This window comes from Undibacterium pigrum (assembly GCF_003201815.1).
Lineage (GTDB): Bacteria > Pseudomonadota > Gammaproteobacteria > Burkholderiales > Burkholderiaceae_D > Undibacterium > Undibacterium pigrum.
Genome location: NZ_QJKB01000002.1, coordinates 227,311 through 243,977 on the forward strand (window position 1 = coordinate 227,311; position 16,667 = coordinate 243,977).

At 51.6% G+C, this 16,667-nt stretch carries 15 protein-coding genes; 9 read left to right on the forward strand and 6 right to left on the reverse strand.

All coding sequences use genetic code 11. The features are described from left to right. Positions 1–74: 74 nt before the first annotated feature. The 3 genes from DFR42_RS08050 to DFR42_RS29865 form a co-directional block, all read right to left on the reverse strand. On the reverse strand, positions 75–1,085 hold the full coding sequence (locus DFR42_RS08050) for a Bug family tripartite tricarboxylate transporter substrate binding protein (protein ID WP_110254471.1): 1,011 nt from the start codon (positions 1,083–1,085) through the stop codon (positions 75–77). 363 nt (positions 1,086–1,448) lie between these two features. Continuing rightward, positions 1,449–2,564 (reverse strand): ABC transporter substrate-binding protein, encoded by a 1,116-nt coding sequence (locus tag DFR42_RS08055; protein WP_170133444.1) that lies wholly within the window; start codon positions 2,562–2,564, stop codon positions 1,449–1,451. Positions 2,565–3,133: 569 nt separating this feature from the next. Continuing rightward, entirely contained in the window at positions 3,134–5,056 is a 1,923-nt protein-coding gene (locus DFR42_RS29865; RefSeq protein WP_281275142.1) for a methyl-accepting chemotaxis protein, read from the reverse strand. A gap of 200 nt (positions 5,057–5,256) precedes the next feature. Between DFR42_RS29865 and DFR42_RS08065 the strand changes: the two genes are divergently transcribed. The 5 genes from DFR42_RS08065 (at position 5,257) to DFR42_RS08085 (ending at position 9,078) form a co-directional block, all read left to right on the forward strand. Further along, positions 5,257–5,931, forward strand: a complete 675-nt coding sequence (locus DFR42_RS08065; RefSeq protein WP_110254474.1) for a response regulator — start codon at positions 5,257–5,259, stop codon at positions 5,929–5,931. Beyond that, the gene (locus tag DFR42_RS08070) at positions 5,931–7,382 is read left to right on the forward strand and encodes a sensor histidine kinase (protein WP_110254475.1); all 1,452 of its coding nucleotides are present in this window, start codon (positions 5,931–5,933) and stop codon (positions 7,380–7,382) included. Before DFR42_RS08065 ends, DFR42_RS08070 begins: the two co-directional genes overlap by 1 nt. Before the next feature lie 62 nt (positions 7,383–7,444). Next, positions 7,445–7,759, forward strand: coding sequence for a metal-sensitive transcriptional regulator (locus DFR42_RS08075; RefSeq protein WP_110254476.1), 315 nt, complete (start codon positions 7,445–7,447; stop codon positions 7,757–7,759). 55 nt (positions 7,760–7,814) lie between these two features. Continuing rightward, positions 7,815–8,654 carry a substrate-binding periplasmic protein gene (locus DFR42_RS08080; protein ID WP_170133445.1) on the forward strand — a complete coding sequence of 280 codons (840 nt, stop codon included), beginning with the start codon at positions 7,815–7,817 and terminating at the stop codon, positions 8,652–8,654. A gap of 46 nt (positions 8,655–8,700) precedes the next feature. Continuing rightward, positions 8,701–9,078 carry an Imm41 family immunity protein gene (locus DFR42_RS08085; protein ID WP_170133446.1) on the forward strand — a complete coding sequence of 126 codons (378 nt, stop codon included), beginning with the start codon at positions 8,701–8,703 and terminating at the stop codon, positions 9,076–9,078. A 33-nt stretch (positions 9,079–9,111) separates the two neighbouring features. Here the strand turns inward: DFR42_RS08085 and DFR42_RS08090 are convergent, their stop codons facing one another. Further along, positions 9,112–10,662 carry a B12-binding domain-containing radical SAM protein gene (locus DFR42_RS08090; protein WP_110254479.1) on the reverse strand — a complete coding sequence of 517 codons (1,551 nt, stop codon included), beginning with the start codon at positions 10,660–10,662 and terminating at the stop codon, positions 9,112–9,114. Positions 10,663–11,395: 733 nt separating this feature from the next. Between DFR42_RS08090 and DFR42_RS08095 the strand changes: the two genes are divergently transcribed. Then, positions 11,396–11,740 carry a hypothetical protein gene (locus DFR42_RS08095; RefSeq protein ID WP_110254480.1) on the forward strand — a complete coding sequence of 115 codons (345 nt, stop codon included), beginning with the start codon at positions 11,396–11,398 and terminating at the stop codon, positions 11,738–11,740. Between the two features lie 280 nt (positions 11,741–12,020). Here DFR42_RS08095 and DFR42_RS08100 read toward each other — a convergent pair whose 3' ends face one another. Further along, entirely contained in the window at positions 12,021–13,025 is a 1,005-nt protein-coding gene (locus DFR42_RS08100) for an HDOD domain-containing protein (protein ID WP_110254481.1), read from the reverse strand. 248 nt (positions 13,026–13,273) lie between these two features. Here DFR42_RS08100 and DFR42_RS08105 point away from each other — a divergent pair, with 248 nt between their 5' ends. Together DFR42_RS08105 and DFR42_RS08110 are read left to right on the forward strand one after the other, a co-directional pair. Next, positions 13,274–14,299 (forward strand): alpha/beta hydrolase fold domain-containing protein, encoded by a 1,026-nt coding sequence (locus DFR42_RS08105; RefSeq protein ID WP_245936882.1) that lies wholly within the window; start codon positions 13,274–13,276, stop codon positions 14,297–14,299. Further along, positions 14,292–14,645, forward strand: coding sequence for a type II toxin-antitoxin system PemK/MazF family toxin (locus DFR42_RS08110; protein ID WP_245936883.1), 354 nt, complete (start codon positions 14,292–14,294; stop codon positions 14,643–14,645). Before DFR42_RS08105 ends, DFR42_RS08110 begins: the two co-directional genes overlap by 8 nt. Positions 14,646–14,772: 127 nt before the next feature. On the opposite strand, the gene DFR42_RS08115 is transcribed toward DFR42_RS08110, so the two are convergent. Then, the gene (locus DFR42_RS08115; RefSeq protein ID WP_170133447.1) at positions 14,773–16,200 is read right to left on the reverse strand and encodes a glycoside hydrolase family 18 protein; all 1,428 of its coding nucleotides are present in this window, start codon (positions 16,198–16,200) and stop codon (positions 14,773–14,775) included. Between the two features lie 164 nt (positions 16,201–16,364). Here DFR42_RS08115 and DFR42_RS08120 point away from each other — a divergent pair, with 164 nt between their 5' ends. Continuing rightward, positions 16,365–16,577, forward strand: coding sequence for a SlyX family protein (locus DFR42_RS08120; RefSeq protein WP_110254485.1), 213 nt, complete (start codon positions 16,365–16,367; stop codon positions 16,575–16,577). The last annotated feature ends 90 nt before the right edge of the window (positions 16,578–16,667 follow it).

The following is a 16,667-nucleotide window of genomic DNA, read 5'->3' on the forward strand; positions in this document are numbered from 1 at the left end:
TTGTCTTCTCCTGTTATTGTTTGTTCGGGTAATACAAGTTGAGTGAACTGATTTGAACGTGCTACTGGCAAGTGTTAACGCACCATGCCAAATTCTTTCGCTTGCAGGCGGTAATTACTGACAGCTTTTTGTATATATTCTGTCAGCTCCTTGCCTGTCATGGCAAAGGGAAACAGGCCGTGGATTTTTCTTTGCTCATCAAAGGCCGGGGTATTCATGGCTTGCTGGAAATAAGTGACCCATCTTTGATAGTCCTTGTCGCTGACTTGCGGCCCCATGTAGACGCCACGGATAATCGGCCAGGTGACGTCAAAGCCCTGCTCCCTCGCCGTGGGCACATTTGCCAGTGGGCCAGGCAGGCGGGCATCGGATAGCACAGCCAGTACGCGTATCTTGTCATCGCGGGCATGCAGGGCTGCTTCAGAGGCATCGCCAGAGACCGCTTGTACGTGGTCAGCCAGCAAGGCAGTGAAAGATTCGCCGCCGCCTTCAAACGCCACCAGGCGCATGGATTTGGAATCTATACCCAGTTGCTTGCCAATCTGGGCCATTTTCAGCCAGTCCTGGCTGCCTACTGTGCCACCGGCACCGATGGCGATATTGGCAGGCTTGCTCTTGATGGCTTCCATCAGCTCACGCAGGTTTTTGTAGGGGGAATCCTTGCGGACTGCGATCATGCCGTAATCGGTACCGATCGCTGCCACCCAGCGCACATGGCTGGCATCAGATTTGCCAAACTTGCCTTCGGCCAGGTTCAGTAAAGAACCGCCGGAATAGGCAACCAGGGTATTCGCCTCGGCTTTTCTTTGGGAAATGATGGTGGTCCAGGCAATTGCGCCCACGCCGCCAGGCAGGTAATTGATTTGCATGGGCTGACTGACGCCTGTCTGTTGTGCCTGTTGCGCCTGCTGTGCCAGCTTGCAGGTCAGGTCCATGCCGCCACCGGGTTTGGCCGGGACTATGCACATGGCTGCCCCGGGCTTTTCTGCTGCTGTCACCGCTGCCACCGGCTGGACTGCACCCGCATGCATGCAGGCCAGCAGGCTGCTCAGCAAGAATGTCAGATGTGTATACCGGATTTGCATGATAAGACCATAGTGGATGGGTTACATGGATCATACCGAAACGAATCTTTCAGTACGCTTTCACAATAGATGAGCCTGACGGACTGCGACGCGAGAACTCATTTCATAAATAGAGTGAGATGCGTTTGCCTCATAACGTGGGCTAGCAAGGCGGACGAGGCAGTCAATAGCTTTTCCTATTGACAACGAGTCCAACGCAGTCCAATGCGCGTTATGAGGCAAACCCTTCGGGAACTGACGATTTGGGCGCATTGCTGCGTTGCGCCCCTCGCTAAGGCAGCAGCCTTAGCAGCGGGCCACGCCTTGCACTGCATCCCAAATCGTCTTGTTCGCACTCACCCTATTTATGAAATGAGTTCTAGCTTACCGCAATATCACACCATTTTTACCAACGATGGTCAGTTCTACAAAATGCGAGCCATCATGGTCTTTGGGGCCGTAACTGACTTCTACGCCACCCAGATGGACATTACGCATGTTTTCCAGTGCCTGCAGTAACTTCCTTGAATCTGGATTGGCGCCAGCGCGGCGCAAAGCTTCAGCCATTAATTTTGCAGCAACATAGCCTTCCAGTACAGCATAGGACAAAGGCGGCGGATTTTTTGCCGATTTCAAGGCTTTTTGCAATTCCTTGACCACAGGTATGCCTATGTCCCGTGGATAAGGCATGACTTGCATGACACCTATGCCACGGCCTTCTGCTCCCAGGGATTTGAAAAAATCATCAGAATTGACATTCGACAGCATTAAAAATTGTGGTCTCTGCCCCAGTTTTTGCATTTGCCGTATGAAGTCGGCGCAAGCGGCTGGTGTGCATGCCATCAATACCGCTTGCGGGGATGCTGCCGCGATACTGACAACGGCTGCATCGACTTTCATTTCCTTTCTATCGTATCTGGCGATGACAGCCGCACGCATGTTGCGTTTTTCCAGATTGCTGACAAAGCCGTTCAGGCCATCTTTACCAAAGCTGTCATCCTGATGCAGGATGGCGACTTTGCTGATTCTCAGGTCGGCCAGCGAGTCCACCATTTTGGCCGTCTCATCCTGGTAGCTGGCCCGCAGATTGAATACCTGGGGCTGCAGAGGCTGATGCAGGCTCAGCGCGCCAGAAAAAGGAGCGACCAGTGGTATTGCATGCTTGTCCAGCAGTGGCAGGATGGCTTCTATAGTCGGCGTGCTACGGTAGCCAAACAGGGCAATCGCATGGTCTTCGTTGATGAGTTTCAGGGTATTTTCTTTGGTCAGCGCCGGATCACGCTTGTCATCATAGCTGATGAGTTCTATGCTTTTGCCATGAATGCCGCCCTGGCGGTTCAGTGCGTCAAAGTATAACTGTGCACCTTCACGGTTTTCCTTGCCAGTGGCCTGGCCCGACAATTCTACCGACTGGCCTATGACGATTTTGCCTTCTGCAATGGCGAGGGTCGGGCAGATGAAGCAGGCGAGCAGGAAGAAACTGAGGCGTAAGGGCTTCATGATGATAGTCTCCGGAATTTTTTTTGTAAGGGAGCATAGAGCTGGGAGGCTTTCAGTTTGCTTGCAGTGATTAAGCTTTTGAGGAATTGTGATGCGCGGATATTCGCATATTGGGTGCATTGGGGTAATCTTATAAACGTCATTCCAGCGTGGGTTTGGCTGGAATCCAGTGACGTTCGTGATATAGCATATTGTTTGTTACATGCCACACTTTGATTAAAACGATCGCCCTCCGTAGATACAAGCCGGGTCTCGGCCCGGCAGCCGAAATTCTTTCTTTGCGTCGCCAAAGAAAGAATTCAAAGAAAGGCGACCCAGGCGTAGTCGCCCCTGCGGGGTTCCCGTTTATGCAGTACAAAAAATGGGAAGATCCGAAACTCGCTTCGCTCAAACAGCGGCTCTTCTTGATCCATTTTCTGTACTGCACAAACGGCGCCTACACATGGGAACTGCGAAGGTCAAAAACAACGTCAACACATCCTTTATTCAGATTGCTTCGTGTATTGCAACCCAACAAATCAAAAAGGACGCCTGCGCGTCCTTTTGTCGTTAGTGAAAATACCGTCCCTTTACAACTTAAACACACTCACCGTCTGCACCAGCGCCTGCGATTGTTCCTGCAAGCCTTCGGCGGCTGCAGCAGCCTGTTCTACCAGGGCGGCGTTTTGCTGGGTCATTTCATCCATTTGTGTGATGGCCAGGTCGATTTGTTCTATGCCTGTGCTTTGCTCTGCCGTGGCGGTGACGATTTCTGACATGATGTCGGTGACGCGTTTGACGCTGGCGACGATATCGTTCATGGCTTTACCAGCATGGCCAGCCAGTTCGTTACCGGCGTCGACCTGTTCTACGCTGCTGCCTATCAGGCCCTTGATTTCTCGGGCAGCGGTGGCGCTGCGCTGGGCCAGGTTGCGGACTTCGGTGGCGACTACGGCAAAGCCACGGCCTTGTTCACCTGCGCGGGCGGCTTCGACGGCGGCGTTCAGGGCCAGGATATTGGTCTGGAAGGCGATGCCGTCTATGACGCCAATAATTTCAGAAATCTTGCGGGAACTGTCATTGATGGCTTCCATGGTGTGGATAACCTGGCTGACGATACCACCGCCGTCGGTGGCTACCTTGCTGGCATCATTGACGAGTTGATTGGCCTGTCTGGCGCTGTCGGAGTTTTGCCTGACCGTACCTGTCATTTGCTCCATTGACGAAGCGGTTTCTTCCAGACTGGAAGCCTGGGTCTCGGTACGTGCTGACAAGTCCACGTTACCCCTGGCAATATCGTGTGTGCCATTATTGATATTTTCTATGCTGTCCCTGACATTGCCGACTATGTCGATCAGGCTGACACGCATATCTTCAAGTGCCTGTAACAGACGACCGGTTTCATTGTGACCATTGATGTCAACCGGGAAGCGCAGGTCACCACTGGCAATATGTTGCGCCACTACGATGGCTTGTTCCAGCGGCATGCTGACTGAGCGTGCTATGGCCCTGGCAAACAAACCAGCTACACAAATCAGTGCCAGCATGGCAAAGATCATGGTCCACCTGAGCTGGTAAAAATCACTGATGCGCTGGTCCAGTATGCTGTGCAATTCCTTGCTTGCATCGGCATTTAACTGGAATTGTGTGTCTATGGCCCGGGTAGTCAGTTGTACATATTCTACCGATGAAAAATCCAGGGTCTCGGCCTTGGCTATTTTTTCAGTGGCCACTTTCATCGCGCCCATGGCTTGTCCGGTAGCTTCCTTCATGATGGCCCCGAGTTTTTTCTCGATATCGGGATTGCTGAGTACGGCCTTGTTGAAAGAATTGTTCATCTGCTGGGTGCGGTCATTTGATCTCGCGACAAGATCAGATACCACCATCTTGTCTTCCTGTGTCGCTTCTTTTTTCGCCAGCAACCCGGCACCCTTGGCGCGCATGCGCCCCAGTTCTTCCGTCAGGTAGGGCTGGACATAGTACATCGCCTGTATCAGCTGATAACTGTCTATGTTGGGGTCAAGGCTGAGACCATAATAATCGCCGATAAGATCATTGACCAGCAGCAGTTTGGGGACCAGGGCGCTGTGGGCCTGATAACTGGCAGGTACGGCGATTGTGGCTTTGGTAACTTGCTCACGCAAGGTGCTCCAGTCTTGTTCGGCCTTGTTCCAGGCATCGGTGATGGCTTTGTCATTGATTTTTTTGACTATCGCAGCCATGCCTGCATATGAATTATCGGCCTCTTTCTGCTTGGCTTCGCGCTTCTCTTTTTCACTTGTGATACCGCCCAGTACCAGTGCGGATAATCCTCTGTGCTGTTGCGTCAGTTGTACCGTTTTAAGTATCAGGGCCATGGCTGGCAAGCCTTGTTTTTCAGCCAGCGCTGCATCCAGGTTTTTGGAAGATTCGAGGTAATACAGGGCAGTCGGTATGGCTGTCAAAATCAGAGCTATTACGCTGAGTAGCACAAATTTTTGCCATAGCAATAACTTTGTCAACATCGATGTCATTTCAGCCCCCTGGTTGTTAAATCTATAAGATTATCTTGTCAGGCAGAAAGTTTATAAATTTATCTTAGGTCAGACCTGGCATAAATACGATGCGTTTATTGAAAGTCCGGGGTTTTCCATGTCAGAAATAGTTACAGAAATAGTGACGCTTTTGAATCAGGCTGGTAGCCTAGCGTGTATCTGGAGTGAACAGGCTGTGTATGCGCATACTATTAGTTGAAGACCATATCGAGTTATCCCACTGGCTGGCCAAGGCTCTGCGCGATGCGCATCTGACGGTGGAAACTGCCATGAACGGCGCAGATGCCGATGCGCTTTTGCATACTCAGGAGTATGCGCTGGTGATTCTTGATCTGAGCCTGCCCAGGATGGATGGCATGGATGTGCTGAAACGCATGCGTGCCCGTGGCAGCAAGACACCGGTATTGATACTGACGGCCCGTGGTGGGCTGAATGACCGCGTGCAGGGCCTGAACTCTGGTGCAGATGATTACCTGCCCAAGCCATTTGAGCTGGCCGAACTGGAGGCCCGTGTCAAAGCCCTGTTGCGCCGTGCCCAGGGTAATGAGGCCGTCACCCTGACTTGCGGTGCGTTGAGTTTTGATACCGTCATACGGCAGTTCCATTACGAAGGCCTGCCGCTGTCACTGACGCCGCGTGAATATGCGGTGCTGGAAACCCTGATCAGCCGCCCCGGCCAGGCGGTATCCAAGGACAAGCTGTTTGATGAAGTGTTCGCCCTGGATGACGATGCCAATCTGGATGCCATAGAAATCTATATCCACAGGCTAAGAAAAAAACTCGACACCGTCAGCACTGGCAAGGTCGTCATCGTTACCCTGCGTGGCATAGGTTATTTGCTGGAAGCACGCTGATGGCCAGGCCTTATCGACTCGGGAGTTTACGCGGGCAGTTCTTGCGCTGGTTATTGATACCCCTGGTCTTGCTGGTGGCTTTGAATGCTTTTTCGGTTTACCGCAATGCGCTCGATGCGGCGGACCTTGCCTATGACCGTTCGCTGCTGGCTTCTGCCAGGGCGCTGGCAGAGAGGGTGCAGATTGTCGATGGCAAAGTAGTGGCGAATGTACCCTATGTGGCGCTGGACAGTTTTGAAACCGATACCCTGGGGCGTCTGTATTACAAGGTGACTGGCGTCAATGGCGAATTTGTGTCCGGTTATGAAGACCTGCCGGACCTGCCAAAAAATGTGCCACGCTCAGAAATCTATCCCGCCCTGGTACATTTTTTTCACGCTGATTATCAGGACCAGGCTGTGCGCATCGCCGCCCTGCACCAGCCTGTGTATGACGACCAGATGCGTGGCATAGCCCTGATAGAAGTCGGCGAAACCATGGATGCCCGGCGCGGCCTGTCACGTAAAATTCTTATCGATACCCTGTTGCGCCAGGCCGCACTGGTGCTGGCCGTGGCACTCATGGTCTGGGTCGCTCTGCGTTTCGTACTCTCACCCATCATGCAATTGCGTGCTGATGTAGAAGCACGTGAGCCTACCGACTTGTCTGATTTTGACCCAAATGTCGTGCACAAGGAAATACGCCCGCTGGTGAATGCCATGAATGCCTATATGGCGCGGCTACAGACTTTGATCAATGGACAAAAACGCTTCATCGCCGATGCCTCGCACCAGTTGCGCACGCCGCTGACAGTATTGAAAACCCAGGCCGAACTGGCCTTGCGTGAAAACGATGCAGCAGCCATGCGCCAAATCGTTGCCAGCATCGCCCAGACTACCGATGCCACGGTGCATCTGGCGAACCGCCTGCTGACACTGGCGCGTACTGGCCATGGTGCTGCCGCAGCCGAGCTGGAATATATCTTGCTGAACCAGCTGGCGCAAGAAGTTTGCCTGGAACTGGCCATGCCCGCCGTGCGCAAACAAATCGACCTGGCACTGGAAGCCGATGAAGCTATTTCCTATCGCGGCAACACCTTGCTGCTGCATGAAATGCTCAGCAACTTGCTGGACAATGCCATACGCTATACGCCAGAAGGCGGGCGCATCATCTTGCGGGTTTATTTTCAAGAAGGGCAAGCAGTGATCGATATCCAGGATACCGGCCCGGGCATACCTGAAGCTGAACGTGAAAAAGTGTTTGAACCCTTTTACCGCGCCTCCGCCAGTTCTGTCATGAACCCTGGTGGCACTGGCCTTGGTTTATGCATAGTCCATGACATCGTCAAGCTGCATGGCGGCGATATCAGCCTGGCTGATGCCAGCCTGCAAGAAGACGCTCAAACAGACAGCATCGGCTTGTCGGTTTTGCCAGGCTTACGCGTGAAAATCCGTTTCCCCATCCAGGACTGACTGGTGTAGGATACTCAGTAGCAGTATCGGATTTAAAATCACCATAGCGAAGGAGGCTTTTCATGGCAGATACTCCCCCACTGAAAATAGTGCAAGGCACGGCTTTGAACGAGCAGCAAAAGAAAGACCTGTTACACCGCCTGGCCAGGGTAGAAGGGCAATTGCGTGGGGTACAAAAACTGATCGCCAAGGCAGCAGTGCCGGCCGACTGTGAGGCGGTCGCGCAACAAATGTCGGCAGCACGCAAGGCGCTGGACCGCTCTTTTGTTACTTTGCTGACCAGTGCAGTTGTCACCCATGCAGAAAAGGCAGAGACTACAGAAGAAGCCATCGCCAGTACCAGGCGGCTGGCCTCATTGCTGGAAAAATTTGCCTGAAGCCAGGAAGCCTGTAAAAGATTTATCACAAGAGCTAACACAAGAGTCATCAAGCATGCCTACCCTAGTCCAGCCAGATCGTTCTGACCTTGTACGCAGATGGTGGCTGCCGCTGTGCCTGCTATTATTTTTTGTGTTTGGCTTATTTACCTCTTCGTCAATTAAAGCAACTGAAACGGCAAAACAGGAAAAGCTGGTTTTGCTGATACGCGAGCTGCGTAATGACGCCGGTGACATGGTGCCCATACGCGATGAAATCCGCCAGCTACTGAATTACTTTGAACATCAGCTGCAAATCAAATTTGAAATCCGGCGCTATCCCTGGACGCGGCTGTTGATCAATGCCAGGGCCGGTGAAGGCATAGTTTTTGGTTTGTCAAAAAACCGCGAACGCTTGCAGACATATCAGTTTTCTGAAGCCATCTATGCCAACTATGTCTGGCTGGTCACGCGTAGTGATGCCACCTTCACTTATAACAGCATGCTGGATTTAAAAGGCAAGACCGTTGGTATCATACGTGGCACCAGCTATGGTGATGAATTCGATAGCCAGCGCAATGTCCTGTTCCAGGTAGAAGAAGACATAGGCTCGCATGGCGCACGCCTGAAAAAACTCATCAATAAAAGAATGGATGTGATGATCTTTGGCGACCGCCGCGCCCAGGCAGACGAGGTCGAACAATTATTGCTGCGCATCTTGCGCAAGGAATCCAGCACTACAGACAAAACAGTGGAACAGGGCTTCAAGGTCTTGTCCAAACCCATGCTGGTCGACGAATTGCATTTTGCTGCTGTTGGTAGCCAGTATGAAGAATGGATACGCAAGCTCAATGCAGCCATCCTGTTGGGACGAAAATCCGGCGAGATCAGCCGCATACTTATCAGTGATAAATAAGTGTGCAAGTGCCAATGCAAGTAGAGAAATGAAGGTGCAAGTTTTGATGTTTGTACATATCTTGCGTAACCTGCCAGAGCACCCAAACTGGGAAGGCAGCTTTTATGAACAACTCACGGAATACGGGACATGGAACAAGAAAGAATTCTGGCTGCTGCATCGCGATCTTGTCCTGGCAGCGCATGAACTGAAAGATGCCGAGACAGTTGATAAGCAACTGGCTGAGGCAATAGTCAGGCTGCAAGCAAATGTAGACAGACTACTCATGGCGCATTTCGATCAGAACGATGTTTTTACAATTCTCGATTTGAGTGCCGACGAAACCTATGCATTCAAGGAAAGATTTGAAATGGCAGTAGCGGGTGTTTTCTCAGGCAAAGTTATTGCTGAGGATGCATTTGAGTTGATCAACCCACTATTGTAAAAATTAATCAGCGCCTGCGTAGTGTATGCGGGATCACGCCACCATATGCCGCGCCTGTCTCTGCGGGATGGATTTCGTCACTTCCCTGGCGGCTTCTTTCCGGGTTTGTCTTTGTGGAGCAGAAGGGTCAGCCTTGTTGCCCTGCTTGTGCATGGCCTGACCTGCATAGTCGCTCGACATGGCCAGCTGTATCGCTTCTGCGGCAGTGCCCTGTACTTCCAGTAGCCACTTGTTGACCAGGGCTGCCAGCTTGTCGAGGGCGATGCGGTGGGTGGCATCGGTATTGGCAAACAGCCAGTCAGACAAGGCCATGAAATTTTCGAAAGCAGTATCTGCCAGTATCAAGGGCAGGCTATGGGAAAAACGTCCTGAATTGGCAATCAGGTCCCAATAGCGGGCAAAGCGTATCAGCCTTTGCATATCGGCGAAGGCGATGTCCTTGTTGGCCAGGATGGTGTAAGGTGGTTGTGGGTCAAAGGCCAGTTGATAGGCTTCAGTATGACGGATGATGGGCGTGCCGCGCAGGCGCTTCAGGATGCCGAACTGTATCTCGTGCGGACCCAGTGCCACCAGCTTGTTAAAACCCTGGGCAAAACTCTCCATGGTTTCACCAGGCAAGCCCGCAATCAAATCCACATGCAAATGCGCATGCGAATGTTCGCAAAGCCAGCGTATATTCTCGGCGGCCTTGTCATTGTTTTGCTTGCGGCTGATCAATGCCTGCACTTCTGGATTAAAGCTTTGTATGCCTATCTCGAATTGCAGGCTGCCTTCCGGGAATTTTTGTATGCCTTCTTTCAAGGCATCCGGCAAATGATCAGGCACCACTTCAAAATGCGCGTACACAGGATCATGCGGCGCAGCTTCGAGTTTATCGAGGAAGAATTGCATGATCTTCAAACTGGTTTTGATATTCAGGTTGAAGGTACGGTCGACAAACTTGAACAGCCGCGCACCACGCTGATATAGCCCTTCCATCTCTTGCAGGAACTGGTCTATATCAAATGGCCAGGCCGTCTTGTCGAGTGCAGACAAACAGAATTCACACTTGAAAGGACAGCCGCGCGACGCTTCCACATACAGGGTGCGGTGACGGATATCCTGGTCGCTATACAAATGGTAAGGCAATTGTATGTCGGCCATAGGCGCTTGTACGCCTGCGTGTACTTTCATCAGTGGTTGCGGACCTTTCAGGATTTGCTGGCACAGGCTGGCAAAACTGACGTCGCCCCAACCAGTGATGACATAGTCGGCCAGGCGTATGATTTCCTGGTCGGCAGTTTCATGCGATACCTCAGGGCCGCCGAGTATGACCACCGCCTCAGGTGCCACGCGTTTTAATACCGCAACGATTTGCGTGGTTTCCACGACATTCCAGATATACACACCAAAACCGACGATGAACTTTTCGCCGGGTTTGCGCAAGGCCAGGATACGTTCGACGATGTCGGTACTGCGTGCACCGATAACAAATTCCTGGATTTGTGTGACTGGCTGCAACTCGCCCATGTTTGCAAGCAAATAGCGTAATCCCAGCGAAGCATGGGAATAGCGGGCATTCAGGGTAGTCAGCAGGATGGTCATGATACAGATGGCGGGAGCGGCTAAAACCACTATTGTACGCCTCTAGTGCAGGTAGCCTGCCATGAATCCGGTACGCCTCAGCGCGACGCCTGTCGGTCGCGCTTGTGCGGATAGTGAAACTTGCTCATCTGGCATGGATATGCCGATGTTGACATTACTAAGAACTTACAACGAATGCTGTTACAACGACGACTACACAATAATACAGATACTACTACGACAAGAGACTACAACAGGACAACGATCAGTCAGTCAGAGCAGCAGTCAGCATAACGATAGTTGCCAGAATTTGAGCAAAAACGATAACGGTGATCATGTTTATTTCCTTGGTTGATTAAAAACAAGTTCATGTTACAAGAAGGAAACTTGCCAATCCAATTACATGTTTAGATGACCGTTATACGATTTGTGAATGTCATTGTTTAGTCATATTTCCAATTGGCATGAATGTGAGCTTTCCGGTAAGCCCTCAGTCTTGAAACGCATAGACCATCGCCCGGTAATTCCGCGCAGCGACGGTTTTCTTCCTCAGGCATTTCATCTTACGCAGATCACCTCTGCTACCTCGCTTGTCAGCCCGTTTTACTCGTCAAAGTGCGCGCCTCAAAAATCGTTGAAGAGGTGTTTTTGACACTTCATTCTCAGTTTCCTGCATTTCGTCGCATGCCCCTCGCGAATTGACAGCGCAAGTTCTAAAGTACACACATCAACCAACCACAAAGAGGAAAACGAAATGAAAAACACATACAACAACACATTCAAAACTGGCCTGATTTTGTCTACAGCATTGTTGACTGGCGCACTGGCAATCACTGCTGCTTTCACACAAGGCAAGGCTGAAGCAAGCCAGAATGTCGCCAGCATCGCCAGCGTAACCATCTCTGCAAAACGCATGACTGCAGAACAAAAACTGGCCTACGACACTGCTGACAACCTGGCACAAAACGTCACACACACTGTGCTGATCAGTGCTAAAAGATTGACTGCGCAAGAAAAACTGGCGATCGATATGGAAGACCAGATTGAACGTCAGCAACTGGCAGAAAAAGCAGCATCCCGCAAGCACGTACAAGGCTGATGAGCATGTGTTTTGTGAGCGATAGCAATCGCCAAAGCCACAAGGGATGCCAGGAAGTGCAAACGGTTTTTTTCTTCATGACAGCCCGTTTTTAAAACAAAGATTTTCGACAAACAGACGGAAGTTTTTGTTTTGAAAATGGGCAAAGGGTATCAGAGGCTGTTGCAAAGTTAAACTAACTTGGCGTCCCCGGCTAGGCGTCGTCGGCGCAGACAGTGCTTTAGCACTGGGTTTTACATGCGGGCGGCGCAACAACGCCAGGTTAATTTTGCAACAGCCTCTAAGGTTCTTCCTGCGAATGCAGCGCTGTTAAACAGCGCTGCATTTCTGCGTCTGCCGATAAACGCAATTCATCCTCATCGGCATCAATGACACCAGCATTCACCAGCAATCTGATCTTGCTGATGTCACTCGCCTGTTTCAGCACCAGACCCAGATCCTGCAATTCACCTTCATGACTGACCTGGGCTTTGAGTGCCTGCATGACGGCATCGGGGAAATCCCATTCTTTGGCAATGCGGTAAGACAGGATATGCGCCATGTGAAAAAAACGCAGGCGAAATTCGGTAGCCAGTGGCATGACCGGGGCCAGCATGATTTGATCAAGACTGCGAAAGGCAATGATCAAGCCTATGTTTTGCAAAAGACCTGCGAGATAAGCATGAAAACCATCCAGCCCTCTATCTTGTGCCAGCAGGCGGCAGGCTTGCGCGCATTTTTCTGACTGTTCCCAGATCAAAGGTGCAACCACGCTGGTGATACGTCCGGACTGCAGTTGTATCAGTGGCCTGAAAGCCGTGCGTGCTACCAGCAGGCGCAAGCCATTGATGCCCAGCAGGCGTATGGCATTGTCGAGATTGCTGATCTTGTCTGCCGGGCTGTAGTAAGAACTGTTGACTTCGCTGATGATCTCGGCCAGCAAAGTCACATCCCTGGAAATATGGTTGGCCAGCTCATCGACAGAGACATTTTCATTGCGCAGGCTTTTCAGCAATTGCGGCAGCACGCTGGGTACGCGTGGTATGTGGCGGGTATCGCTGAAGTCGGCACGCACCAGACGGTCCAGCGCGATCAGCAAGGGTTTTTCTGCGCCGTGCTGTATCTGCTTGCCATGCACACCCAGCAACCAGGGGTAAAAGCGTGAATCAACATCAAATGCTGCTTGCCAGGCCCCCTCTTCTGCCACGATATCTTCAGGTTCGCTGAATACTGTCACGGCTTGCAGGGCGTCGGCAGACTGGTCCTTGCTGAAACGCCTGATCAGGCTGCGCAAATAGCCTAGCATCTTGCCTCCGGCTGGTAGCGGCAGAATGACGGCAGGCAGTGCAGCAACATAGGAGGCGCTCCATACGGTTGATGCCTGCTATATTCGCACAAACTCGGGCCGCTTTGCACACCCACCATGAGGGCTGTTGCTTGTTTACGGGCTCAAGTAACAAATGTTGCAATAATTAACTGGAATAAAGTCCCACAGTTTTTATAAGATAAGCATTACACCTGCTTTTCTTTTCATCCCTGCTAACGGAGTACAAGATGCCTGTGTCATTCCCTATGTCTGTCTTTCCACGTCCTGCATTGCCTGCGCTGGCGCTTTGCCTGGTAGTGTCGCTGGCCTTGCCTGTTGCTTCAGCCAGTGCAGGTGTGCTGCGCGACAAGATCATGGAAAAACGCCAGGAGAGAAAAGAGCAGAGAGACGCGCAGGCCGCAGAAAAAAATGAAATGAGTGACCCGGAAACAACAGATCTTGCTCCCCAGGGCCTGCCTGCCGGTACCAGGGTTTTGCGTGACATTGCCTATGGCAGCGACAAGCAGCAGACCATGGACATCTACCTGCCCGCCAATGCAGCAAGCCAGAAAAACATGCCTGTGATCTTCATGGTGCATGGCGGTGCCTGGAGAACAGGTAGCAAGACTGCCCGTGGCGTGGTCGAAAACAAGGTAGCGCACTGGCTGCCCAGGGGTTATGTCTTCATCTCCATCAATTACCGTATGCTGCCAGAGATAAAGCCCCTGGAGCAGGCAGATGATGTGGCCAAAGCACTGGCGGCGGCGCAAACCAAGGCGGCAGAATGGGGCGGCTCGCGCAACCGTTTCATCCTCATGGGCCACTCTGCTGGCGCCCATCTGGTATCACTGCTGGCCAGCTCACCCGCAATCGCTGCAAAAGCTGGTGCTTCAGCATGGCTGGCCACTGTCTCCCTCGACAGTGCCGCTTACGATATCAGCAAGATCATGGAGCAAAAACATTATCGCTTTTATGATGATGCCTTTGGCACGGACCCCGCCTACTGGCAGGCTGCCTCACCCAGCCTGCAATTGAAGCAATTGGCCTCGCCTTTCATGGCAGTCTGCTCCAGCATAAGGCCAGACAAACCCTGTGCTCAGGCTGAAGTATTCATCCACAAAGCCAAATCCCTGGGCATGCAGGCTGTCTTGCTGCCGCAAAGCCTTAGCCATGCAGAGATCAATAAAAACCTGGGTCTGGATAATACCTACACGACAGCAGTGGACAATTTTTTAAAGCAGTTTGATACGGTGCTGCATGCAGGGCATGATTAATCGCGGTGAGATTTACTGGGCCTGCCCTGATGAAGAACGTGGCAATATTGCTGGCTTGGCTCATCCACATGTGATTGTGCAAGACAATGTCTTCAATCATTCACGCATCACTACGGTCATTATTTGCGCCCTGACGACCAACCTCAAGCGCGTGACCGAGCCGGGCAATGTCATGCTCGATGCCGGTGAGGCTGGTCTGGAGAAGCAAAGCGTGGTCGTGGTGTCCCAGGTATCGTCGATAGCCAAGACTCAGCTTGGTGAATACATAGGGTGCTTGACTGATGACAGGATTGAGCAGATTCTGGCGGGAATGAGATTTCAGCAGAGGGCGTTTTTTAATAGCTAAATTTAATATCTAAAGAGCTTGTGTGGATGCATATATTGTAGGAGCGGCTTCAGCCGCGAACAATTCACCGCATGGCGTGTTCGCGGCTGAAGCCGCTCCTACAGAGAACAGTTCGCTTTGATATTCCTTATTTGGGCTCGTAATGCAAACCACCCTGCAAACCTGCCTCAGGATTCAATCCTGTATACAGGCTGCGTAGCAGACTACCCTCTTCATCGTCCTGCCCCAGATGCCAGAACATGGCACCGGCCAGCTTGTATTTTTTCAGGTAAGCGATTTTGTAAGCGAAAGAAATTTCATTGTCATAGCTGATGAAGATTTTCTTTTCTGCGTTATATATCCATGGCACCTTGGTCTCATTACTGAAAAAAGACTGATAACCCAGGTTGGCGGCCAGCAGTTTCTTGATTTCACCATAGCCTGGCATGCGTGGGTCTTTGCGGGCAGTACAGGTGTCACAACCCACCAGCAAGCTGGGGTCACCTGCATACACATCACCTGCAGGCGTGACAAAGGGTTGATACAGACCACGGTTCTCTCCGGCTTCTACCTGGAAATAAGCACGGCCATAGAATGGCAAGCCCAGCACCAGCTTGCTGGCTGGCACACCGGCATACAGGTATTGCTGTACGGTGGCATCCACAGTCAGCGGCAAAGGTGAAGGGAAGCGTTGTTCCAGTGCCTTCTTGCTCAATGCCGGTTTGATGGGCAGGGCGCGCAGGGGATTATCAAACATGTGTTCACGCGCATCACCAAACAGATGGGCATTGTGGTTCGTCAGTTTTTCCCATGGGCCAGTCAGGTCATAACTCATGAGATTGATGTAATCAACCTGGGCCGCGATTTGTGGCAAATGCAGGTAGGTGCGCGCCATATTGAAAGCGCCACCAGCTACAGCGATCGTCAGTTGCGGGGTTAGCTTGTTGTCCGGCCTGGTGGCTTTCAACTGGCCCAGTTGCGTGCGCATTTCCTTGAGCAAATCAACAAAGTTCCGGGCATCTTCTGCACGCGGATATTCCCAGTCTATGTCGATACCGTCGAAACCATATTCACGCACCATATCTACGCAGGACTGTGTCAGTTTTTTTCTATTGTCTGCTGTTGCAGCGGCAGTGCGGTAACGGCCTACGGTAGGGCTTTCGTCATTGCTGTAGCCCCAGCCACCGATGGAAAATTGCAAACGCAAATCAGGATTATGTTTTTTCAAGCCCTGCAATTCCTGGAAAATCTTTGCTGCTGCTGGCAGCTTCGTGCCTTCTTCCAGTATGCATTTCCCATCCTGGCTGATGGTCAGGAAAGAAAAATTCAGGTGCGTCAGCATGCGTGCTTTTTCGGCGGTAATCGCTGACACCGGGAAGGCAACTTTGCCCTCGTCATAATGATTGATTTCTTCTTTGTCGAGTGCATAATAAGCCATCACGACAGGTTTATTTTGCGCCTTTACCGCAGGCTTGCTGACTTCTTTGGCATGGGCCGGAGTGGCTAAGACCAGTATGCCAAACAGGCAGGACAAACTGGACAGCAGGGGACGTGGGGAGAGGTCTGTAATTTTCATATACATAGCATGCAAGCGCAGGCAAGTCGGGTCAACAGGTTTTTATTTTTTAGCTAATCAGGGCATACCACTTGCGCAGCTTGCTTGTAAGCAGAGAATACCAGTCCACTAGCATACCAGACTGGTATGGCATACTGTGCACCTGATTAAATGAAAGCGACACCATGACGACAGAAGAAAGACTGATAGACCTGGAAATACGCCTGACCCGTCAGGATGACCTGGTCGACACCCTCAATACCCAGGTGTACAGGCAACAAAAGAAAATCGACGAGCTGGAGGCACTGTGCACTGCAATGGCAGCGCGCCTGCGGGAAGTAGCTGTGGCGGCGAGTCAGCAGACTGCGGTGGTGGATGAGAGGCCACCGCATTATTGAGTGTGATCAAACGATGCTGTGCAGGAGCGGCTTTAGCTGCGAATTGCCTGCTAAGACGAAATGTTCGCGGCTAAAGCCTCTCCTGCAAGA

Coding starts and splice junctions, on each gene's coding strand:
- DFR42_RS08050 (WP_110254471.1), bottom strand. CDS start 1,085: ATGCAAATCCGGTATACACATCTGACATTCTTGCTGAGCAGCCTGCTG.
- DFR42_RS08055 (WP_170133444.1), bottom strand. CDS start 2,564: ATGAAGCCCTTACGCCTCAGTTTCTTCCTGCTCGCCTGCTTCATCTGC.
- DFR42_RS29865 (WP_281275142.1), bottom strand. CDS start 5,056: ATGACATCGATGTTGACAAAGTTATTGCTATGGCAAAAATTTGTGCTA.
- DFR42_RS08065 (WP_110254474.1), top strand. CDS start 5,257: ATGCGCATACTATTAGTTGAAGACCATATCGAGTTATCCCACTGGCTG.
- DFR42_RS08070 (WP_110254475.1), top strand. CDS start 5,931: ATGGCCAGGCCTTATCGACTCGGGAGTTTACGCGGGCAGTTCTTGCGC.
- DFR42_RS08075 (WP_110254476.1), top strand. CDS start 7,445: ATGGCAGATACTCCCCCACTGAAAATAGTGCAAGGCACGGCTTTGAAC.
- DFR42_RS08080 (WP_170133445.1), top strand. CDS start 7,815: ATGCCTACCCTAGTCCAGCCAGATCGTTCTGACCTTGTACGCAGATGG.
- DFR42_RS08085 (WP_170133446.1), top strand. CDS start 8,701: ATGTTTGTACATATCTTGCGTAACCTGCCAGAGCACCCAAACTGGGAA.
- DFR42_RS08090 (WP_110254479.1), bottom strand. CDS start 10,662: ATGACCATCCTGCTGACTACCCTGAATGCCCGCTATTCCCATGCTTCG.
- DFR42_RS08095 (WP_110254480.1), top strand. CDS start 11,396: ATGAAAAACACATACAACAACACATTCAAAACTGGCCTGATTTTGTCT.
- DFR42_RS08100 (WP_110254481.1), bottom strand. CDS start 13,025: ATGCTAGGCTATTTGCGCAGCCTGATCAGGCGTTTCAGCAAGGACCAG.
- DFR42_RS08105 (WP_245936882.1), top strand. CDS start 13,274: ATGCCTGTGTCATTCCCTATGTCTGTCTTTCCACGTCCTGCATTGCCT.
- DFR42_RS08110 (WP_245936883.1), top strand. CDS start 14,292: ATGATTAATCGCGGTGAGATTTACTGGGCCTGCCCTGATGAAGAACGT.
- DFR42_RS08115 (WP_170133447.1), bottom strand. CDS start 16,200: ATGAAAATTACAGACCTCTCCCCACGTCCCCTGCTGTCCAGTTTGTCC.
- DFR42_RS08120 (WP_110254485.1), top strand. CDS start 16,365: ATGACGACAGAAGAAAGACTGATAGACCTGGAAATACGCCTGACCCGT.